Origin of the sequence: Mediterraneibacter butyricigenes (assembly GCF_003574295.1) — a bacterium.
GTDB lineage: Bacteria > Bacillota > Clostridia > Lachnospirales > Lachnospiraceae > Mediterraneibacter_A > Mediterraneibacter_A butyricigenes.
The window spans coordinates 2745121-2767422 of sequence record NZ_BHGK01000001.1 but is presented as its reverse complement, the minus strand read 5'-3'; the positions used below and the strand labels follow the sequence as shown (position 1 = coordinate 2767422).

Here is a 22302-nt window from a genome sequence, read left to right as displayed (position 1 = left end):
ATTTCGGCATCATCATTTACTCTTCTTTTTCCTTCATATCCCCGATCCGGTCAAAAACCATATCGTAACCGTCATTTCCATAATTCAGAGAACGGTTCACTCGACTGATCGTAGCCGTAGATGCTCCGGTCTTCTCTGCAATCTCCAGGTAAGTTCTGTGTTCTCTCAACATCTTTGCCACTTCAAATCTCTGAGACAGTGACAACAATTCGTTAATCGTACAGATATCTTCAAAAAATGTATAGCATTCTTCCTTCGACTCTAAGCTTAATATGCCCTGAAACAGATAGTCTACGGATTCTGTTCTGATCTTCTTACTCATGATAACGTCTCCTTTAACGATCAAATGATTCTTTTTACATTTTAGCACACTAAACTTTTAAAGTCTACTACTTTTTAACGATAATCCTTTTCTCCGCAATTCAGGAAAGATTTTAACAGTTCAAGATTTGTCGTAGCCACCAATTCTTCCGGGAAATCACATGCTCTCAGTATTTCCTCCACATAACAGAAATTCGCGGCGTCCACATCAATATGTGCATCACTGGATGTGGTGATACAGACTTCGTATTGCTTGCACAGAGTCAGGATCTCTTTCATATTTTTATGTGTATCCTTCCGAAATCCGATGGGACTCAGAGAGGAATTATTTACCTCGATCAGTGTGTGCGTTTCTTTCGCCTTTTTTACCATCGCCTCGTAATCCACCGGAAAACGCCCATCGTCCGGATGTCCAATCACATGGACATATGGATTTTCCATTGCTTTCAGATAAGCGTTTGTATTCTCCTTTTCCGTATGTTCCAGCCCATAACACGGCACATGAATGCTGGCAATCACGATATCCATCTGCTTTAAAATATCTTCCCGTAAATCCAGGGTTCCCTCCGGATCCATCAGATTTGCCTCCACTCCAAGGAAAAGATCCACTCCCTCCAGTTTTCTCGGAACAACCCTCAGATTATTAAAATAATATCTTCCGCAGGAATCCGGCATTTTTGGCCCGTGTTCCGTAATTGCGAACGCTTCCATTCCTTTTTCAAAAGCCGCACGCACCATCTCACGGATTGTACTGTATGCATGTCCGCTTGCTAGTGTATGTGAATGTGTATCTGCAATCAATTTCATAGATGTACTCCTTTTCTGCCACCATTTTGCATCTGTGCTGTATGATTCCTCTTATCTCTGGCCTCACCACTGAATATCTGTCTGCAGTAAATGTGACCGAATTGTGAATCTACACTTGTATCATACCACATTTTGCAACTTTTCGTTGTTCTTCCTACAACATAATGCTATAATAGGCAGGAAAGCAATCGAAAGATGTCAGAAAATCGATCTACGAAAGCGAGGAAATACAAATGAACTGTCCCAATTGCGGAAAAGAACTTGAATTAAAACAAAGGCAGGTAGGCCTTGACGATAGCAACGCACCTATTTATAACGAATTTGCCATCTGTAAAGACTGTAAAAAAATGTGGAATCTGGATAAACAGCGTCAGAAAAAAATGACAGCGTCCAAAACCACCGCAAAACCGGCTGAAAGGTCTGTTGAAAAATCTGTTGATTCCGAAGCTGCAAAAGCTGCTCCGAAACCAGTTGCAAAACATCCGGAACATGCTGCAGATGCCCCGAAGAAAAAACCGGCACATCATGCAAGACCAGAAGGTACTTCTGCTGAAGCACAGCCAAAGAAACATCCGAAAAAACGTCCGGCTGCTGCACACGCTGATACAGATGAGAACTTTATCGGAAACATTCCTCCGGAGCATGTCCGTAAGAAAAAGGAAACGGCAGTCCGCAAGAGTTATGAGGAAATGTTAAATACAGATCCGAGAAAACAGCAGAAAAAGAAAAAACGTCCGGCTGACCAGAATACAGAAGAGCCAAGACAGCCAAAACGGAAAACTCAGGCTCCAAAGCCCACACCAAAACCGGTGGAAGAGCCGGTCTATGATGACTACGATGATTATGAAGATGAGGCAAAATTCAGACCGCTTCGTATTGTACTTGGAATCCTGTCCATTCTTGGCGGATTATTCTTTGGTGCCAAAGCAGTATTGGCAGGACTGGACGGAATTTCATCCGGGGGAAAGATCACAACAGGTATGGTCTATGTGATCCTTGCTCTCTGCATCCTGTTATCCGGATTGCTCACTTTATTTATGAGAAATGTACGTTCACGACTTGCATTCTTCTTCCCACTCCTGTTCTGCGCAGGTGGTGCAGGTTTCACTTTCTTAAAACACGGAAGTGACAAATGGCTACTCTACGGAGCAATTGCAAGTGGTGTTCTGGCAATCATCTATCTGATTCTTCTGATCGTCGGTGGCAGAAAAGGCGATGATTATGAAGATGATTACGATGATCCATTTGAAGATGACTATGCAGATGATGATTATTGATCAAGTCGCTGAACCTCGATTGAAATATTTTCAAATCTAAATATGATACGAGATCAGAAAGAGTAAAAATGTGAAAATCAGGGTGGAAATCGAAAAAGATTTCCACCCTGTTGCTTTTTTCCGATGTTTTCTATCTGTGTTTGTGGTTGTCAGAAAACTAACAGTAACTTCACTTTTATCAATACGGCATCTTCAGGCGATCTTAAATATTTCTTCTAGCAACCGGATTCCGCTTTTCGTCTTAAAAATCCGTTCTTTCGCCTGTCTGATCGCATGTTCTGACGCAGTTTCCTCATACAGGTTGACCAGAAAATCCGCTTCCACCAAAATCTGATAATCCGCCCCATCTATTCCATCATATGTATGGTGATGTCCCACCAGATAGCAGATTCTTTCTGTTATATCTTCCGAAATTCCTTCTTTTGTGAGCAATTCTCTTGCAACTGCCGGGCCTTCCTGCTCTTGAATCTTCCCATCACTTCTGCCGAATTTTTCCTCTCCCGGTTTGATCCCGATATCATGAACCAAAGCTGCCAGCTCCAGAATCTCCTGTTCTGTTTCCGGTAACTGCTCCATCTTTCCAATCAATGCAGCATAAGAATGCACCTTCGTAAAGTGCTGGATCCGTCTGGGATCCCCTGCGAAAAGGCTGATCATCGCCAGATAGACTTTTTCTCTTGGGAATCTTTCGTTCATCACTCTTTCCTCCTTATCAGCAGATTTCCAATCTGTTCCTCTGATTTTCAAATATTTCACTGATATCAGGTACTATCATATCAGTTTTCTGTCCAACCATCAAGAAACTCCAATACCGGCAGAGTCTTCCGTCTGTGTCTTTGCATAAAATCACTCAGATTTCCTGTCTAAGTCCACTCTATGATTGATTTTTTTTCACCTCTATGTTACACTGAAATAACTATGTGCGTTACATATCTGGAGGAATGAAAGGAAGTTTATATTATGAACAAACACAAGAAAAGAAGTACATTTTCCGGAAAGCTCGGCTTCGTACTGTCAGCTGCCGGTGCTTCTGTCGGATTGGGGAATATCTGGCGGTTTCCGTACCTTGCTGCCAAATACGGCGGCGGAATCTTTTTACTGATTTACATCATTCTGGCACTGACCTTTGGTTATACCATGATTATAGCCGAGACTTCTCTTGGACGTATGACAAGAAAAAGTCCGGTCGGGGCATTCCAAAGCTTCGGGAAATCCAAACTGTTATCTACCGGGGGCTGGATCAATGCGATCATCCCGATTCTCATCGTTCCCTATTATTCTGTAATCGGAGGATGGGTCATCAAATATCTGGCTGAATACGCCATTGGACAGGGACAACTCCTTGCCACGGATGAATACTTTGGAAATTTCATTTCAAACGGACTTGCCACAGAGATCTGCTTTTTGATCTTCACATTCTTTACCCTTGGAATTATTTATGCCGGTGTCCGCAACGGAATTGAGCGTGTATCCAAATTTATGATGCCGATTCTTGTGGTTTTATCCGTAATCATTATGATTTATTCTGTGACCAGACCCGGAGCAATGGAGGGTGTCAGATATTTTCTCGTCCCAAATCTGGAGAACTTCTCCTGGATGACGGTGGTATCTGCCATGGGACAAATGTTCTACTCTCTTTCCATCGCAATGGGGATCCTCGTCACTTTTGGATCTTATATGAAAAAAGATACTTCGATTGAAGATTCTACCCAGAATGTAGAAATCTTCGATACTGCCATCGCAATCATGGCAGGACTGATGATCATTCCTGCTGTCTTTGCTTTCTCAGGCGGGGATCCGGATTCCCTGAAAGCCGGTCCTGCCCTGATGTTTATCACGATCCCAAAAGTATTTGCCAATATGGGATTTGGAACCGCTGTCGGAATTCTGTTTTTCCTTCTGGTACTGTTCGCAGCAGTAACCAGTTCCATTGCATTAACTGAAAGTGCTGTTTCTACTTTCGAAGATGAGCTGCACTGGGACCGAAAAAAATCTACCGTCATCATGGGGCTGATCATGATTATTCTCGGAACCCTTTCCTGTCTTGGATATGGTCCACTTGCCGGTGTCACCATCATCGGAATGCAATTCCTGGATTTCTTTGATTTCCTGACAAACTCCGTCATGATGCCAATTGCAGCCATGGCAACCTGTCTGCTAGTATCTAGAGTCATCGGAGTCAAGAAACTGGAAGAAGAAGTAACTCAGAACGGACAGTCTTTCCGCAGAAAACATATCTTCCGTTTTATGATCCGCTACCTTTGCCCGATCTTTGCAATTATCATCCTGCTTAGTTCCGTGGCAAATGCTTTCGGATGGATTTCCATGTAACATATGTGATCCCCAGACAAAAAGCTCTGTTTCGAATGAACAGAGCTTTTCTTAACGAAATGATTAGACCATAAATCCTTTTCACTTCTCTTGAGCTAAATGACTTCTATCACCTTTTTCATTATACAGAATATACTATAAAACATAGAATGTATTCTACGGGAGAATTTTATGAAAAAGCGTATTTCCGCAATTCTTTTACTGCTGGCACTGTCCGTCACCTCGCTTTTCGGATGTAATTCCACGAAAGAAACCGTAACAAAACAAACGGAAAAAGAAGATACCTCTGAGGAATTGACTCCGCTTACCCTGAATGAAGTGGCGCACTCTGTTTTCTATGCACCTATGTATGTTGCCATTGAAAAAGGATATTTTGAAGAAGAAGGAATCGACCTGACACTCGTCACCGGTTTTGGTGCCGATAAGACCTTAACTGCCGTAATCTCCGGAAGTGCTGATATTGGATTCATGGGATCAGAAGCCTCCATCTATATGTACAATGAAGGTGCGGAAGATTATGTCGTTAATTTCGCCCAGCTCACCCAACGCGCCGGAAATTTCCTGGTGGCACGGGAAGAAATGCCCGAATTCACTTGGGACGATTTGAAAGGAAAGACTGTTCTCGGCGGTCGAGCCGGTGGCATGCCTGAAATGGTATTTGAGTATATCCTAAAACAAAATGGAATCGATCCGAAAAAAGATCTGACTATCAATCAGAATATTGACTTTGGTTCCACGGCTGCAGCCTTTGCAGAAGACTCTTCTGCTTCTGATTTTACCGTCGAGTTTGAGCCGGGCGCTACCACTCTCGAAACGGAAGGAAAAGGCTATGTGGTTGCCTCACTCGGAGAAGACAGTGGATATGTTCCTTACACTGCTTTTTCTGCAAAAAAGAGCTTTATCGAAAAAAATCCGGAGCTGATCCAGCACTTCACCAATGCCCTTCAAAAGGGAATAGATGATGTGCAGAAACTAACTCCGGAAGAGATTGCAAAGATCATCGCTCCTCAGTTTCCTGAAAATGAGGAAAGTACCATCAAAACTATCGTGGCTCGCTATGCGGCGCAGGACACCTGGAAATCTGATCTGATCTTTCAGCAGGACAGTTTTGAACTGCTCCAGGACATTCTGGAAACAGCCGGCGAACTCTCAGAGCGCGCACCATATGGTGATCTCGTCACCACAGAATTTGCTGAAGCTGCTGTCCGCTGATAGGAAATCCTCTTATTTAACAAAATCTCACTTGCATATCTATGAGAATTAGATACTTTGCATCCGAACAATTTCAGGCGTATCCGTAAACTTTCCGTTTGCGGATCAGGAACTGTCCGGTCACAACCAATGCCAGTAACTCGGCAACAATAATCGCTGCCCAGACTCCATTAATTTCAAAAAAGACCGGAAGCAATAATACCATACTGCACTGGAACAACAGGGTCCGGAAAAAAGCAATCTGTGCGGAAATAATTCCATTTCCAAGCGCTGTAAAAAATCCGGACCCCCAGATATTAAATCCATTTAACAGATAGGAAATAGAATAAATACGAAATCCGGTAATCGTCAACGCCAGCAATTCTTTATCATATCCTACAAACAGACCTACCACCTGACCGGCAAGTCCCTGTGCAATGGACAGCATCAGAATTCCAGTAACAGAAATCAGCATCAAACTCTTTTTAAAAAGATTGTGCAGTTCTTTTCGATTATCTGCTCCATGATTATAACTGATCAGAGGCGCACATCCTATGGTATACCCCAGATACATGGCTGCAAAGATAAAGTTAGCATACATAATCACGCCATACGCTGCCACACCATCTTCCCCAGCGAAGCGCATCACCTGATAATTATAGAGCATATTTACAATAGAAGTCGAAATATTGGTCATCATTTCCGAAGATCCATTCAGACAAGTTTTCGCCAGAACATTGCCCGAAAATCTGGTCTTTCCGAGGTGAAGAATACTTGTCTTATTAAGAAAGAAATAAAAGATCGGAATCGTGCCACCAATCAGTTCTCCCGTCACGGTTGCAAATGCAGCTCCCGCCAGCCCCCAATGGAACACCGCGATAAACACATAATCCAGAATCATATTGGTCAGCCCGGTGGCGATGGAAATTTTCAGACTCATTTCCGGGCGTTCCGCCGTAATATAAAAACTCTGGAACATAATCTGCAACATAAAGAACGGCAGCGAGATCATGGAAATTCTTCCATATAATACGCAGTCTGAAATCATTTGCCCTTTTGCTCCCAGGGCAATGGCCAGGGGACGCATAAAAATAAATCCCAACACTGCCGCACTGAATCCAAGTGCCATCATGACATATACCAGCAGAGAAAAAAACTCATTTGCCTGTTCTTTTTTTCCCACTCCTAATGTGATTCCTACGATAGCACTTCCGCCTGTTCCAAACATAAATCCGATGGTGCTCAGCGCCATAATCACCGGCATGATCAGATTTAGGGCTGCAAACTGCTCCTTTCCCACAAAATTTGACACAAATAAACCGTCTACAATACTGTAAACGGACGTACATACCATCATAATAATGGAAGGGATTGTAAATCTTAATAATCTTCGAAATGTAAAGTGGTCTGATAATTTTATTTTACTCATGCTCCAAGGATACCGAAATATTCTCAAAATGTCAATCCCAACTAAAGAAGGGACACTGAACAAACTAAAAAAGGGGCGCTGAACGAAAGAAGGGGCGCTGAACCTTTTGTCGTATGCCTGGCAAACTAAAAAAGACCTGCGAAACATTTCTGTCTCACAGATCCCGTTTGGTGTTTTCGCCTAGGCCTCAAATATCTTGTACTCACATGGTTCCATATCGAAAGTTGCAAATTCTTCGTTTTCCATGTCCTCAAAATAGTTTGCGATCACTCTGCAAACACCCTTGTGGGCAACGATCAGAATTGTTTTACCTTCATGTTTCTCCAGAACCATATCCAGGAACGGATAAACTCTCGCTACCACATCTGCAAAAGATTCTCCGCCTTCATATCTCTTGAAAAACTCTCTCTTTGCTGCCTGATAGCCTGCGTCGTCTCTGGATTTGCCTTCAAACACTCCGAAATCCTGCTCTCTCAGACAATCCATTTCCATGCTGGTGCAGTTCTTTTCCTGTTTTGCTGCTACGATCTCTCCTGTTTTTCTTGCTCTTTCAAGCGGAGACACATAAATCAGATCCACATCCTCTTCTGCCAGCTTTTCTGCAACCTTTGCTGCCTCTTTTTCACCATTTTCATTCAAAGGAACATTTTTATTTCCAAGTACTTTATTTTCTGCTGTATAATCTGTTTCCCCGTGGCGCATGATGATTACTTTTGTTTTCTCGCTCATACTGTTTACCTCATACTGTTAACTGTTCTTATTACTATTTTTCAGGATGAGATTGTGAGATCCTAAGGCTCAGCTTTCCCCTGTTATCAGATTCACAATCTACGAACATTGTACACAGTTCTGTTTTTTCCATCAAGACACCATATTACCAAAAATACATTTTTTTCGATCTATATTTCGGTTCTTTTCCACAATCCCCGCGGGTTTTCTAGATATTTCTTCTTTCTCCTCACCAGGTTTCGCAAGTTTTTGCCTACTTTTTCTCATTTATCTGTTTTATCGATGTTTCGCTGTTTAGGATGTGTCTCCTGCGTTAAGTTTCCCCGGATCATCGCCGCAATCTCTTCCGGAGACTCCTTTTTTCCATTCTCCTGCCATTTCATAAAAACATTTAACAGTGCTCCGCCATAAAAGTACAGTTCATATTCTGAAATATGATATCTGGGTTTTACCCGCTTCAACATATAATCATTCATTGCATTTAACACGATCTGATAAAGTCCCGCATCCACCAGTTTTTGTATGAATCCACGATACTGGTCAAAATATTTTAACGCGTGCACAATACTTTCATCCGACTGAAACTCCCCGTTCTCATCCGGATGTTTCACACGATCCCGCACATATCCTGCCACAATTTCATGAAAGAAATCCGTCAGCGCATCTTCTTTCGTTTCATAATAATGATAAAATGTCATGCGGGAAACCCCGGCACGTTTTACAATGTCTGATATTTTAATCTTCTCATATTCTTTTTTATTCATTAAATCAAAAACGGCCTCCCCAATACACATTCTTGTAAAGCGAGTCCGTTTGTTGTGTGCTTTGGAAAATAAGTTCTTCATTTCACTTCATCCTCCCAGCGGATATCATACCATATTTTCTTTTTTATGGCAAAATGCGATCCTCGATTGCCTCTCCCAGCAAATCCCGGAACACTTCCGGAACCGTCTGAATCTTCTCTGCTCTCCAGGCATCTGCCCCACAGAATAGAAGACCTTCTTCTACCTCTCCCTTTGCCGCATGGATCAATGCCTCGGTAATGCAGTACGGAATTTCTTTCGGATTACATTTTTTCAGACATCCCAGACATTTTTTCGGTAAGATTTTAACTCCGGCTTCTATCTGCTTCAGAAACGAGTTTCGGATCGCTCGTCCCGGCATTCCTACCGGACTTTTTGTAAATACAATGTCTGATTTCTCTGCATGCAGATATGCGTCTTTATAAGCAGGATCTGCATCACACTCCACAGTGGTTACAAACCTGGTTGCAACCTGAATAGCATCTGCGCCAATAGAAAATGCATGGTCCGCCTCTTGTTTTCCACTGATTCCACCTCCCAGAATCACAGGAATCTTTCTCCGGAAATGCTCTTCGTATTCCCGGATTGTTTCCAGAATCTTCCCGATTTCTGCCTCATAGCTTTTATAATCTTCTTTTGCCATAGATTCTAACCGGTTCTCCTGAAACCCCAGGTGTCCTCCTGCTTTCGGTCCTTCGATTACCACTGCATCCGCCGTTCTGCCATATTTATTGCTCCAGTATTTCAGAAGAACCTTTGCCGCCTTCTGGGATGAAAAAATAGGAATGAGAGAAATCCTCTTTTTTGCGGCTGCCTCTTCAACTACCGGATTTTCATTTTCGTCCGATACATATGCCGGAAGATCCACCGGAAGTCCGGCACCTGACACAATGAAATCTGCCCCCAGCTTTGCAGCCTGCCGTACATAGTCTTCATAATGGTTCATTGCCACCATGATATTAAATCCAATGATTCCATTTGGTGCAATTTCCCGCGCTTTCTGCCATTGTGTCTCCATGGCTTTCAGATTGCAGGCTATCGGATTCTTTACAAACTCCGGATCCTTAAATCCAATCTGCGCTGCTGAGATCGTCCCTGCTCCCCCTGCTTTCGCAACGGCTCCTGCCAAATTCCCCAGGCTGATGCCGATTCCCATACCACCTTGTACGATCGGATATCTCAACTCTTTTGTTCCAATTTTTATCATATCTGTACTCTCACATTTTCCGAAATCTTTCATACCGTTGTTCCGCCAGTTCTTCTCCTGACATCTTCCCGTAATTTTTGAGAAATTCCCCGATTTTTTCAGCTAATGGTACTGTCACTGCCGTCATCGTCTCTCTGGTATAGATTTCCGGCTCTTCAAAGATCCGTTCTACGATTCCATACCCTTTCAGATCCTTTGCCGTAAGTTTCATACATTGTGCCGCTTTTGGCGCCTTTTTCCCGTCTTTCCAGAGAATACTCGCAAATCCTTCCGGAGATAATACTGAATAGATGGCATTTTCCAACATCCAGACTTCATTTGCCACCGCCAGGGCCAATGCTCCACCACTTCCGCCTTCTCCAATCAGAACCGACAATACCGGAGTTTTTAAACCGGCCAGTTCCAGCAGATTTCCTGCTATCGCCTCTCCCTGCCCCCGTTCTTCTGCCTCGATCCCGCAAAATGCTCCCGGCGTATCGACCAGGCAGATTACCGGACGATGAAATTTTTCCGCCTGTTTCATCAGACGCAAGGCTTTCCGATAACCCTCCGGGGAACACATACCGAAATTATGGGAAATACTTTCTTTGGTAGAAGTTCCTTTTTCCTGAACCAGTACCGTAACCGGAATTCCGCCAAAAGTTGCAATCCCTCCAATCAGTGCCTGGTCATCCGCAAACAAACGGTCCCCATGCAGTTCCTGAAAATCCGGGAACAGATGCTCTAAGTAATCTTTCCCGGTTGGTCTGTTTTTCTTTCGCGCTGACAATACACGATCCCAGGCATTTTTTAGTGTTGCAGTTTTTGAGGTTCTAAACCTCTCTTTTCCCACTTGCCTCTGAGATTCTGTCGTTTGCTCTGGATTGTTTTTCTGTATCGGATTCTCTGTTTCACTTCTCATCTCGCAGGAATCAATTTTTACATTTTTTAAACACCGCTCTTTTAATTGGGTTTTCGCGTCTTCCTCTTCCCTGCAATGAAGCTGCAACAAATATCCCAGCCTCTGTTTCAGATCTTTTCGTTCTACAATCTGATCCACAAACCCGTGCTCCAGCAGAAATTCTGAACTTTGGAAACCCTTCGGAAGCTTCTGACCAATGGTCTGCTCGATCACTCGCGGACCGGCAAATCCAATCAACGCTTTTGGTTCCGCCAGAATCAGATCCCCTTCCATAGCAAAACTTGCTGTCACGCCACCGGTGGTCGGATCCGTCAGAACCGAAAGATACAGAAGTCCCGCATCTTGATGCCGCCTTATAGCTGCCGATGTTTTCGCCATCTGCATCAGGGAAAAAATTCCTTCCTGCATTCTGGCTCCACCGGAACAGCAGAATAAAATCACAGGGAGCCTCTCTTTCGTTGCCCGTTCGATTGCCCGTGTAATCTTTTCTCCTACAGCCTGCCCCATACTTGCCATCATAAACCGACCGTCCATCACGCCAAGAACTGTCTGTTTTCCACAGATTTTGCAGCTTCCCGTCACAACGGCCTCTTTCTGTCCGCTTTTTACTCTGGATGCTGCTATTTTCTCTTCATATCCCGGATAATTCAGCGGATTTCCTCCTATCAAGTCTGCATCCCATTCTTCAAAGGTTCCTTCATCTGCAATCCGTCTGATCCGCTCCTGTGCATTTAACCGAAAATATCCCTGACATTTCGGACAGATATAATCCCCATTCCGCACTTCTTCCGCAAAAATCGCTTTTCCACATTTATTGCATCTGCACAGCATTCCCTCCGGTACTTCCGGTTTCCTTGCATTCAATATTCTCCTGTGCTGATTTGGTTTCTTAAATACGTGATCCAGATTCATTTCTTTGCTCCTGCATCTTTTCTATAAATTCAATATCCACATTTCCTGCCAGGAATTCCGGGTTCGTCAGGATTTGATACTGATAATCCACGTTGGTATCTACCCCTTCGATGATCACTTCCCCCAGCGCACTCTGTGCCTTCTGGATCGCATGTTCCCGGTCTTTCTCCCAGACACTGATCTTTGTGATCATGGAATCGTAAAAAGGCGGAATCCGATAGCCACTGTAAATTGCAGAATCGATCCGAACGCCTTTTCCTCCCGGAAGGTGCAGTCCTGTAATCGTTCCCGGACAGGGCCTAAAGCCTTCTTCCGGTTTTTCTGCATTGATCCGGATCTCAATCGCATGTCCGGAAAACGTAATATCTTTCTGCTGATAAGGCAAAGATTCTCCGGATGCGATACAGATCTGCTCTTTGATCAGGTCAATCCCGGTGATCCACTCCGTGATCGGGTGTTCCACCTGAATCCTGGTATTCATTTCCATAAAATAAAATGCCCCACTTTTTTCCAGTAGAAACTCGATGGTTCCGGCATTTACATATCCGGCCGCTCTTGCTGCCCTTACCGCAATCTCGCCCATTTCACGCCGTTTTTCCTCTGAAAGAATATAAGAAGGGGCTTCCTCGATCATTTTCTGATGATTTCTCTGGATGGAACAATCCCTTTCCCCCAGGTGAACCACGTTTCCATACCCGTCCGCCAGAATCTGAAATTCGATATGGCGCGGATGCTCAATAAAATGTTCCAGATACATTGCGTCATCCCCAAATGCGGTCCTTGCCTCTGACTGAGCCAATTGAAAACAAGACGCAAATTCCGCGGCAGAGTTTGCAAGACGCATGCCTTTTCCACCGCCTCCTAACGCGGCTTTGATCATAACCGGATACCCGATTTTTTCTGCTTCTTTTTGTCCCGTTTCCACATCATACACTGCCCGGTCACTCCCCGGAATCACCGGAACACCTGCCGCTTTCATGGTATTTCTTGCCATCTGCTTGTTTCCCAGTTGCTCAATTGTTTCCGCATCCGGGCCGATAAATGTAATCCGACACGCCTTGCATCTTCTGGCAAACTTACTGTTTTCCGACAGCAGCCCGAATCCCGGATGAATGGCATCTGCGCCTGAAACCACCGCAGCACTTAAGATTTTTTCCATGGAAAGATAACTTTCCGAAAGTGCTGCCGGACCGATACAGATCGCCTCGTCTGCCAGTTTGGTATGCAAAGCTTCCCTGTCTGCCTCAGAATAAACCGCCACCGTTTCAATCCCCATTTCCCGGCATGCCCGGATAATGCGAACAGCAATCTCTCCTCGATTTGCGATCAATATTTTTCGGATCATCGTTTTTTCTCTCCTTTATCCGATCATAAACGTTAGTTCTGCGCTGACCACCGTTTCCCCTTCTACTGTCGCGATGGCCTCGCCGATTCCTACCGGACCTTTCTGCCGGATGATTTTCGTCTCTAAACGGACTTTATCTCCCGGAACAATCTTCCCCCGGAATTTACATTTGGAAATCCCGCCAAAATACGCGGTCTTCCCTCGATTTTCCGGCATCGATAAGATCGCCACTGCCCCAGTCTGTGCCAAAGCTTCCACCGTCAGTACCCCCGGCATCACCGGTTCCTGCGGAAAATGTCCCGCGAAAAACTCTTCCCGGTAGGAAACACATTTGTACGCCACAGCATACTGTCCCGGTTCATAGTCTTCCACATAATCAATCAGCAAAAACGGATGCCGATGTGGGATGATTTCTTTGATTTCCTGAATATTCAAATGCTTCTTGTTTTCTGCACTGTTTTTTCTCTTATTTTCCACGATTTTTCTTCCTGTTTCTTTCACATGATTCTTATCTTACTGCTTACTTCTTCCAATAAAATCTGCATTTCACTCGACATAAATCCATTTCATGATGCATTGATTCCACCCATAAGGCAAATCACGGTCGAATCACAAATAACGTCTGGCCGTATTCCACGGTATCCCCGTTTTGTACCGGGATTTCCACGACTGTCCCATCATATTCACATTCGATTTCATTCATCAGTTTCATGGCTTCCACAATTCCAAGAACCTGTCCTTTTTTCACAGAATCTCCTGTTTTGACATAGGGTTCCGCTCCTTCACTTGGTGCTTCATAGAAAACGCCTACCAGCGGAGATTTCACATAATTATACTGAGCTTCCTCTGAGACTTTATGGAAATCTTTCTTCGTTCCCTCTGCTTCCCCCACTTTCGCATCTGATACTTCCTCTGTGCCTATATTCCTCTCATAATCCTTCTGCGCATTCATCCCCATCTTCAATTCCAGATCGCCCTCCCGATAGGAAAAGCGATCCAGTTTCGCCTCAGATACTTTCTCAATTAATTTCAGTAACTGTTCAAATTCCATGTTCTAATCCTCATATTTTTTCAGCAACAATGTGGCATTGTGTCCGCCAAATCCCAGTGAATTGCTTAAGGCATACCGGATCTTTCGCTTCATCGGGGCACCGATTGCATAATTCAGATCACAATCTGCATCCGGTTCCTTCGTTCCCATGGTCTGATGCACATATCCTTCTTCCATCGATTTCACACAGGTAATCAATTCTACCGCACCTGCTGCCCCCAGCAGATGGCCGATCATGGATTTGGTGGAATTAATGGCCAGATCATAGGCAGCTGTTCCAAACACCGACTTGATCGCCATAGTCTCAAACAGATCATTGTGATGGGTGCCGGTTCCATGTGCATTGATGTAATCCACCTGTTCCGGCAGGATTTCTGCCTCATTGATCGCCAGTTCCATTGCTTTTGCCGCCCCGCTTCCATCTTCGCAGGGTGACGTGATATGGTAGGCATCTCCGGTTGCACCATATCCCACCAGTTCCGCATAGATTCTTGCTCCGCGTTTTCTGGCATGCTCCAGTTCTTCCAATACGACCACACCGGCACCTTCTCCCAACACAAATCCATCCCGATCTTTGTCAAACGGAATGGATGCCCGCAACGGATCGGTGGACTCAGATAACGCTGTCAGTGCCTGAAAGCCCGCTACACCTGTTTTGCAGATGCAACTTTCACTTCCTCCTGCAAACATCACCTCTGCATCTCCATATTGAATCGCCCGGAAGGCATCTCCGATACAATTGGTTCCAGTGGCGCAGGCTGTCACCACATTTGTACATTTTCCACGCAGTCCCAGTTGAATGGAAATATTGCCCGCTGCCATATTGGAGATCATTCTCGGAACCATCAGAGGATTCACGCGCCCCACTTTCCCTTCCCGGATCTTTTCATATTCCGTCTCAACAATTTCCAGGCTGCCGATCCCCGAGCCCACGATCACTCCGACACGAAACGCATCTTCCTGCGTCATATCAAGCATCGCATCTTCCATGGCTTCTTTTGCGGCTGCTACCGCATACTGAGAAAACGGTTCCATTCTTCTGGAAGCTTTTTTGTCCATTCGTTCCGTGGGATCGAAGTTTTTCACCTCTGCTGCCAGCTTCACTTTAAAATCAGACGAATCAAATTTCGTGATCTTTCCAATCCCCACCGTTCCTTTTTTTAGATTCTCCCAGAATTCTGGGACTGTATTTCCAATCGGGGTTATGGCTCCCAATCCCGTTACAACCACTCTTCTCTTCATTCTGTTTCTCCCTTGTTCTATACCCTTGACATGTCATACTGTCTATCCATTTTCCTGTTCTGTTGTTTTTATACTATTCCAATCCTGACTGTTTGAGCTCTGACATTTTCTTTGCCAGATTCTTTTCATCCATTCATTCTCTGAATCCCGGTGACGCCTTGTCATATCGCCATCCCACCGTCTACTTGCAGAACCTGACCGGTTACATAATCTGCATCGTCTGATGCCAGAAATGCGACCACTCTTGCCACCTGCTCCGGCGTTCCGAATTTCTGCATAGGAATTTTCCCCGCAATCTGTTCCTTCACCTGATCCCTTAACCCTTCTGTCATATCTGTCCGGATAAATCCCGGTGCCACTGCATTGACCGTAATGTTTCTTGCTGCCAGTTCTCTCGCTGCGGTTTTAGTCATTCCGATCACTCCTGCTTTGGATGCCGCATAATTGATCTGTCCGGCATTTCCGCTGATTCCGCTGACAGAAGCCATATTCACGATTCTTCCGTATCTCTGTTTCAGCATATATCTGGAAACAAACCGGATGGTATGAAAGGTTCCTTTCAGATTCACATCCACCACCTGATCAAATTCTTCCTCCGACATTTTCATCAGAAGATTGTCTCTGGTAATTCCAGCATTGTTGACCAGAATATCAATCCGTTTCTTTCTTGCGATTACATCCTTTATCATGGCTTCACAGGCATTTACATCTGCCACATCACATTTCAGACTTTCCGCCTCAGATCCTGCCGATTGAATCTCGCTTACAACTTCTTCCGCCTTTTCTGCTGATCCGCAATAATTCACGATCACATAGGCACCTCTTCCTGCCAGTTCTTTTGCCACAGCACTTCCGATTCCTCTGGAAGCGCCCGTCACCAACGCGATTTTTCCTGTCAGCATTGTATTATTCTCCTCATTTTTCTTAAAGTTCTTTCTGTAATTGCTCCAGATCTGTCCATGTACTTAAAGACAACACCTTCGCTTCCGGTGCAATTTTCTTCATAAATCCAGACAGTGTTTTCCCCGGTCCGATCTCCAGGAACAGATCGACTCCTTCCTTTACCATCAATTCCATACTCTGCTGCCATTTCACCGGAGAAGAAACTCCGGTTACAAAAAGGCCCGGAATTTTGTGAGCGTCCGTCTCCTTCTCGGCCACCGCATTTGCTACATAAGGCACCTTCAGTTCCCGAAACTTTATACGTTCCATTTCTTTCGCCAGTTCTTCCCCTGCCGGTGCCAGAAGCGGTGAATGAAACGGGCCGCTCACTTTCAATGGCAAGACTCTTCTGGCTCCGGCTTCTTTTAACTGCTCGCCGGCTTTTTTTACTTCTTCTGTTCGCCCCGTGATCACAATCTGCCCCGGACAGTTATAATTTGCAATCGTCACATCTGGAATCTGTTTCAAAATCTTTTCAATCTTTTCAGCTTCCATCCCAAGTACCGCACTCATGGCTCCCTCGCCTGCAGGTATGGTATTCTGCATCAGCAGCCCTCTTTTTCTTACCAGGCAGATCGCATCCGTATCCGAAAGCCCACCTGCTGCAGCTACCGCAGCATATTCTCCTAAACTCAAACCTGCCGTAAGATCAGGAAAGATTCCCTGCTGTTCCAGTGCTCTTGTCATCGCAAGACAAGTCGTCACTAATGCCGGCTGGGTATATTCTGTAATATGAATCTGCTCATTTTCTGTGAAGCAAATGTCCCGAATCGGAATTCCAAGCGCCTCTTCTGCCTGATCATAAATCTTTTTCGCTTCCGGTGAATTTTTATAAAAATCTAACCCCATTCCACATTTCTGAGAACCCTGTCCCGGATATAGAAATGCAATTTTCCTGCTTCCGGTGTTTTCTGTGTCTCTGATTTCCTCTTTCTTGTTTTCTTTCATTTTTTCTTTCATAATTCTATGCCTGCATCCAGCCTCCACTCAATAGCGCATCCGCTTCTGTAATCAGCTTTTGGATCACCTGTTCACAAGTCAGTTCTTCCCGGATCAGACCCGCGATCTGCCCGGACATGACACTGCCTTCCTTTACATTTCCCTCTATCACTGCCTTGCGCAGAGCACCAAGCGCCAAGTATTCCAGTTCTTCTAAGGACGCACCGTTTTTTTCCAGCTCCAGATATTTTCTGGTCATCTGATTTCGAATCGCACGCACAGGATGTCCGGTACTTCTTCCCGTTACACGAGTGTCAATATCTTTTGCCTTCAAAATGCAGTCCTTATAGTTTTGATGAACCTGACATTCTCTGGTTGCCACAAACCGGGTTCCGATCTGCACACCTTTTGCCCCCAGCATCAACGCTGCAGCCAGCCCTCTTCCATCTGCGATCCCTCCGGCTGCGATCACCGGGATCTGTACGGAATCTACCACCTGTGGAACCAGTGTCATCGTTGTGCTCTCTCCGATGTGTCCACCGGATTCGCATCCTTCTGCGACCACTGCATCTGCGCCGCAACGCTCCATCCGACTTGCCATTGCAGCAGATGCCACCACCGGAATGACTCTGATATTCTTTTCTTTCCATAACTCCATATATTTCTCTGGATTTCCGGCTCCTGTCGTCACCACCGGAACTTCTTCCTCCGCGATCACCTTTGCCACTTCCTCCGCATTTGGACTCATCAGCATCACATTAACCCCGAAAGGTTTGTTGGTACGTTCCTTCGTTTTCCGAATCTGATCTCGTACCCATTTTGCCGGTGCATTTGCCGCACCAATGATTCCAAGTCCGCCTGCTTCCGAGACCGCTGACGCCAGATGATATTCTGCCACCCAGGCCATTCCTCCCTGCATGATCGGATATCTGATTCCCAATAATCTGCTCAATTCTGTCTGCATGTGTCTGCTCCTGCCTGTTTTCTTCACTCGTTTTCTATCTGTTTTACACTCTATTTTTCAATTCTGTTCCTTTTTCGGTTTTTCAGCTTACATGCTTCACCTTTTTATTTATGTGTCTCAATATATTTGATCACATCCGCGATTGTGTTGAGATTTTCCAGCTCCTCCGAAGGGATCTCTACATCATATTTTTCTTCTACTGCCATTACCATCTCAAACAGATCCAAAGAATCTGCTTCCAGATCCTCACGGAAAGATGTTTCCATGGTCAACTCTGACTCCTCTACTCCAAGATTTTCTGCTACAATTGCTCTTAATTCTTCAAACATAATTTTTCTCCTTTTTGTTTTTTAATTTCCTTTTGTTATTTTCTTGTTTCATATTCAAGAATGCTTTCAACTCTGTTTCTGCATGATTGGTTCTGTACCATTGATACCGATCTGCTGTTATTCCGGATATCTGCAATTTCAGAGAACTTCTGCAACTCGATCACTTATCAGGTCAATTTCTGCTGCAATTGCTCGTTCCCTCTTGTCCGAAAATCACTACCACTTAAGAATCGCCGCGCCCCAGGTCAGCCCACCTCCAAATCCTGCAAGCAGGATTCGATCTCCGCTTTTCAGCTTTCCATCATAGTTTAGTTCATGAAGCAAAATCGGAAGAGAGGCGGAAGATGTATTTCCATATTCCTGCAGATTTACCGGAAACTTTTCCATCGGTTCCTTCAAACGCTTTGACACCTGCTCAATAATCCTCAGATTTGCCTGATGCAACACATAATACTTGATTTCTTCTTTCTTCACCTGATTCTGTTTCAGGACTTCCTCAATCACCTCCGGAACTTTTCGCACCGCAAATTTAAACACAGCCTGTCCGTCCATCTGAACGTAATCCTTTTCAGATATTTTCTGTTCTTTAAAAGGATTGGAAAAATATCGGCTTCGCAACGTCAGGGCCTGTCCCTGATTGCCATCCGAATGAAGAACCGGACGATAATTTCTTTCGCCCGTCCGCTCTTCTTCCGCTGTCAAAACCACCGCCCCGGCTCCATCTCCGAACAAAATGCAGGTTCCGCGATCTTTCCAGTCTACGATGTTCGACAATGTCTCACTTCCGATGATTAATATCTTCTGATACAGACCGCTCTCAATGTAAGCACAAGCTGTGATATACGAAACCAGAAAGCCGCTACATGCCGCGTTCAGATCAAAGGCTGCCGCCCGAACAGCTCCCAGTTCTTTCTGCACCAGACAGGCCGTTCCCGGCATCATCTGATCTGCGGATACCGTAGAAACCAGAATCAGATCTAACTCTTCCGGTTTTATTCGTGCCTCCTTCAATGCCTGACGCGCTGCCTGTGTTGCCAGGAATGCTGTGCTTTCTTCCGGTTTTGCCACTACATGTCTTCTCTGTACACCGGTTCTTTCCCGTATCCAGGTATCATTGGTCTCAACCCATTTTTCCAACTGTTGATTTTCTAAAATCTTCGGTGGTACATAAGCACCTGTCCCCTGTATTTTCCCGATCATACTGAATCCTCTGCAATTAAATTTCATTTGTTGTTCCTGTCGACATTTAAGATTTTATGAGAAATGTAAGGTAAAAACAATTTACAAAATTGAGTGAAATGTAAGGTCTTAGAAGAAAAAAAGGCATAAAAAAAACCATAACCGGTACTTTTACACACTGGTTATGGTTTTTCAATTTCATATTTTCTTTTAGACGCTATTTTCTTATGAATCAGTCTTTTACTTTACAGACCGAATTCCCGGAACAATTCTTCCTGATATTCCCTGTCTTTTGCAGCCTTTGTAATATCCTCAGTCCGTCCTGCCTCTGATAATTTCAGAATCAACTTATTTACACGATCTAAACCTTCCTGTAATCCAACCACTTTTCCTTCCTGCAGTCCGGCTTCAAACGACGCTTCCCGCTCCATTCTCATATGTTTTTCTTCATCATACTCATAAATACTCACCTTTTTTGCCTCCGCTCTGTTCCTGCTCAGAAATTCTGCAAGGATTCCTTCGGCAATACATTCTGTAATTGCCAGCTCTACCGCATCCTCAATCGACATTTCTTTCGCATATTTTCGGACCCGTCCGGTGTACTCTGTGTAATCCCCCAATGTTTTACATGCCTCTTTCAGATCTTCGTTGAATCCCTCGTTGATATTTAACAGCAAGGCTTTCAGCTCCAACTGAGGATCGTCTGTCGACATTTCAAACATATCTGAAAGTTTCAACACTTCCCGTTCCGGCCGATTTTTTATCCCATTATAAAAAATAATAAACCTCGGTGCCGGAATCTGCACCATCTTTTCCCCATACAGGTTTGCATCTTTCGTTATCTCTGACAGTACATCTGTCACATAAAACAAAAAACGCAGTGGCAGGTTCGGACTGAATGTAGACTGATGCTCATACATGGATAATTCCCATCCAATAATAAAAGAAACATCGTTGTGCATGGACATATAGACTGCATTTTTCAGGGTGTTGATCTTCAAGAGTTCCGGATCCTTATAATCTGTTCCGTTTATTGCATTGTATAACGCCAGCAATTCTTTCTTTTCATGAAAGATCATCTCAAAGATCCTGGATTTATACTTGGAATTGACGGGTAACATGTTTTCTGAATAACTCATTAAACCACTCCTTACGGTTTGGAATCCGGCAGGAGAATCCATCCTTTCCAGTTATGTTTCTCGCTGCCTTATCATTTGGAATTTTAAAGCATCGAGATTTTCTTTTGCCGTGAAATGGCATGATATTGATTGGATCTTAGATATGATATCAGATACGACTAATGCCGTCTTTCAGAAAATGAAATGCTTTGATTGTATGATAGCATGACATTTTCGTTTTGTCTATACCCCTGTTTAAAATTTGTACCACTATTTAAAAAGAGTAACTAACTAAAAAAATCCCCTTAAGCAGATTCTGGCCTTCTTACACCATAACCTCGTCCGCTTAAGGGGAGTCTTATTTCATCTGAATTCTTCTCTCAGACTTTATCTTTCTAAGATTTTACCATCTGTACTGATTACATAAACCTGCCATGGAAGAAATTTCCCACTTGCTTTCATGGCATTTACCGCTGCCCGTTCGATTCCTCCGCAACACGGTACTTCCATCCGTACAATCGTAATGCTTTTAATTTCATTATTCATAATGATCTCCGTCAGTTTTGCAGTATAATCCACTTCATCCAGTTTCGGACAACCAATCACCGTAATATGATTGCGGATAAATTTTCGATGGAAGTCTGCATAGGCATACGCCGTACAATCTGCCGCAATCAGAAGATTCGCTCCATCAAAATACGGGGCTTTCGTCGGTACCAGTTTCATCTGTACCGGCCACTGCATCAACTGGCTGGTCAGTTCTTCCGATGAAATAGCTGTCACTTCGCCCACTTTATTTGCTCCAGCATCTCCAGTCATATTCTGCTCCACTTTTCGAAGCATTCTCGCCCGCATTCCGGGACATCCTCCCGTTGGGGCCTGATCCCCTTCGGCTTTTTGATTCATTTTCTCCTGTCCCCCATCAACGTTTCCTTTCATTTTCTCCTGTCCCATTTCGGCATTTTCTGCAATTGGGGTCTGTCCCCTTTTCGCCATATTCGCTTTCACGGCTTCCTCATCGTAAGCCGCTGCTTCCCGCTCAATAAACTTGATAGCATCTGTCGGACAAACCGGAAGGCAGTTGCCCAAACCGTCACAGTAATCGTCCCGCAACAATTTCGCCTTTCCATCTACCATACCGATAGCACCTTCCTGACATGCAGAGGCACATGCCCCACATCCATTACATTTTTCTTCATCAATCTGTATAATTTTTCGGATCATATTAAGTCCTCCTGTAATCTTGTTCTTCTTGACTTCTTCATCCTACTACAAGAGGGACTCT

Annotated in this window: 22 protein-coding genes; 3 read left to right on the top strand and 19 right to left on the bottom strand. The window is 44.4% G+C overall.

All coding sequences use genetic code 11. From position 1 onward, the window contains the following. Nucleotides 1-16: 16 nt before the first annotated feature. A complete protein-coding gene (locus tag KGMB01110_RS13530) occupies nucleotides 17-322 on the bottom strand; it encodes a YerC/YecD family TrpR-related protein (protein ID WP_119298871.1) in 306 nt (101 codons plus the stop codon). 74 nt (nucleotides 323-396) lie between these two features. Beyond that, nucleotides 397-1128 (bottom strand): phosphatase, encoded by a 732-nt coding sequence (locus KGMB01110_RS13525; protein WP_117602514.1) that lies wholly within the window; start codon nucleotides 1126-1128, stop codon nucleotides 397-399. Between the two features lie 233 nt (nucleotides 1129-1361). Here KGMB01110_RS13525 and KGMB01110_RS13520 point away from each other — a divergent pair, with 233 nt between their 5' ends. Then, on the top strand, nucleotides 1362-2405 hold the full coding sequence (locus KGMB01110_RS13520) for a hypothetical protein (RefSeq protein WP_119298869.1): 1044 nt from the start codon (nucleotides 1362-1364) through the stop codon (nucleotides 2403-2405). 192 nt (nucleotides 2406-2597) lie between these two features. Here KGMB01110_RS13520 and KGMB01110_RS13515 read toward each other — a convergent pair whose 3' ends face one another. Beyond that, nucleotides 2598-3101, bottom strand: coding sequence for an HD domain-containing protein (locus KGMB01110_RS13515; protein ID WP_117602516.1), 504 nt, complete (start codon nucleotides 3099-3101; stop codon nucleotides 2598-2600). Nucleotides 3102-3365: 264 nt separating this feature from the next. Between KGMB01110_RS13515 and KGMB01110_RS13510 the strand changes: the two genes are divergently transcribed. Continuing rightward, on the top strand, nucleotides 3366-4736 hold the full coding sequence (locus KGMB01110_RS13510; RefSeq protein ID WP_119298867.1) for a sodium-dependent transporter: 1371 nt from the start codon (nucleotides 3366-3368) through the stop codon (nucleotides 4734-4736). 171 nt (nucleotides 4737-4907) lie between these two features. Next, entirely contained in the window at nucleotides 4908-5948 is a 1041-nt protein-coding gene (locus KGMB01110_RS13505; RefSeq protein ID WP_119298865.1) for an ABC transporter substrate-binding protein, read from the top strand. A 73-nt stretch (nucleotides 5949-6021) separates the two neighbouring features. Here the strand turns inward: KGMB01110_RS13505 and KGMB01110_RS13500 are convergent, their stop codons facing one another. The 16 genes from KGMB01110_RS13500 to KGMB01110_RS13425 all read right to left on the bottom strand — a co-directional run bounded on the left by KGMB01110_RS13500 (nucleotide 6022) and on the right by KGMB01110_RS13425 (nucleotide 22241). After that, nucleotides 6022-7356: an MATE family efflux transporter gene (locus KGMB01110_RS13500; protein WP_119298863.1), complete on the bottom strand. Its 1335-nt coding sequence runs from the start codon at nucleotides 7354-7356 to the stop codon at nucleotides 6022-6024. A gap of 180 nt (nucleotides 7357-7536) precedes the next feature. Beyond that, nucleotides 7537-8085 (bottom strand): histidine phosphatase family protein, encoded by a 549-nt coding sequence (locus tag KGMB01110_RS13495; RefSeq protein WP_119298861.1) that lies wholly within the window; start codon nucleotides 8083-8085, stop codon nucleotides 7537-7539. Nucleotides 8086-8348: 263 nt separating this feature from the next. Then, nucleotides 8349-8930 carry a TetR/AcrR family transcriptional regulator gene (locus KGMB01110_RS13490; protein ID WP_119298859.1) on the bottom strand — a complete coding sequence of 194 codons (582 nt, stop codon included), beginning with the start codon at nucleotides 8928-8930 and terminating at the stop codon, nucleotides 8349-8351. Nucleotides 8931-8973: 43 nt separating this feature from the next. Further along, nucleotides 8974-10095: an NAD(P)H-dependent flavin oxidoreductase gene (locus KGMB01110_RS13485; RefSeq protein WP_119299245.1), complete on the bottom strand. Its 1122-nt coding sequence runs from the start codon at nucleotides 10093-10095 to the stop codon at nucleotides 8974-8976. Nucleotides 10096-10105: 10 nt separating this feature from the next. Further along, nucleotides 10106-11908 carry an acetyl-CoA carboxylase carboxyltransferase subunit alpha gene (locus KGMB01110_RS13480; protein ID WP_119298857.1) on the bottom strand — a complete coding sequence of 601 codons (1803 nt, stop codon included), beginning with the start codon at nucleotides 11906-11908 and terminating at the stop codon, nucleotides 10106-10108. Then, a complete protein-coding gene (locus KGMB01110_RS13475; RefSeq protein ID WP_119298855.1) occupies nucleotides 11886-13253 on the bottom strand; it encodes an acetyl-CoA carboxylase biotin carboxylase subunit in 1368 nt (455 codons plus the stop codon). Before KGMB01110_RS13475 ends, KGMB01110_RS13480 begins: the two co-directional genes overlap by 23 nt. Before the next feature lie 15 nt (nucleotides 13254-13268). Then, nucleotides 13269-13730 carry a 3-hydroxyacyl-ACP dehydratase FabZ gene (fabZ, locus tag KGMB01110_RS13470; protein WP_119299243.1) on the bottom strand — a complete coding sequence of 154 codons (462 nt, stop codon included), beginning with the start codon at nucleotides 13728-13730 and terminating at the stop codon, nucleotides 13269-13271. A 121-nt stretch (nucleotides 13731-13851) separates the two neighbouring features. Further along, nucleotides 13852-14304 (bottom strand): acetyl-CoA carboxylase biotin carboxyl carrier protein, encoded by a 453-nt coding sequence (accB, locus tag KGMB01110_RS13465; protein WP_119298853.1) that lies wholly within the window; start codon nucleotides 14302-14304, stop codon nucleotides 13852-13854. 3 nt (nucleotides 14305-14307) lie between these two features. Beyond that, a complete protein-coding gene (gene fabF / locus KGMB01110_RS13460) occupies nucleotides 14308-15546 on the bottom strand; it encodes a beta-ketoacyl-ACP synthase II (protein WP_117888204.1) in 1239 nt (412 codons plus the stop codon). 161 nt (nucleotides 15547-15707) lie between these two features. Further along, complete coding sequence (gene fabG / locus KGMB01110_RS13455) at nucleotides 15708-16448, bottom strand: 3-oxoacyl-[acyl-carrier-protein] reductase (RefSeq protein WP_119298851.1); 741 nt, start codon at nucleotides 16446-16448, stop codon at nucleotides 15708-15710. A 22-nt stretch (nucleotides 16449-16470) separates the two neighbouring features. Continuing rightward, nucleotides 16471-17436: an ACP S-malonyltransferase gene (gene fabD / locus KGMB01110_RS13450; RefSeq protein WP_119299241.1), complete on the bottom strand. Its 966-nt coding sequence runs from the start codon at nucleotides 17434-17436 to the stop codon at nucleotides 16471-16473. 16 nt (nucleotides 17437-17452) lie between these two features. Then, nucleotides 17453-18391, bottom strand: a complete 939-nt coding sequence (gene fabK / locus KGMB01110_RS13445) for an enoyl-[acyl-carrier-protein] reductase FabK (protein WP_119298849.1) — start codon at nucleotides 18389-18391, stop codon at nucleotides 17453-17455. A gap of 104 nt (nucleotides 18392-18495) precedes the next feature. Then, nucleotides 18496-18720, bottom strand: coding sequence for an acyl carrier protein (gene acpP / locus KGMB01110_RS13440; protein ID WP_117602529.1), 225 nt, complete (start codon nucleotides 18718-18720; stop codon nucleotides 18496-18498). A 216-nt stretch (nucleotides 18721-18936) separates the two neighbouring features. After that, entirely contained in the window at nucleotides 18937-19920 is a 984-nt protein-coding gene (locus KGMB01110_RS13435; RefSeq protein ID WP_117602530.1) for a beta-ketoacyl-ACP synthase III, read from the bottom strand. 224 nt (nucleotides 19921-20144) lie between these two features. Continuing rightward, complete coding sequence (locus tag KGMB01110_RS13430; protein WP_119298847.1) at nucleotides 20145-21038, bottom strand: hypothetical protein; 894 nt, start codon at nucleotides 21036-21038, stop codon at nucleotides 20145-20147. A gap of 366 nt (nucleotides 21039-21404) precedes the next feature. Next, a complete protein-coding gene (locus tag KGMB01110_RS13425; RefSeq protein ID WP_119298845.1) occupies nucleotides 21405-22241 on the bottom strand; it encodes an ATP-binding protein in 837 nt (278 codons plus the stop codon). Nucleotides 22242-22302 lie beyond the last annotated feature (61 nt).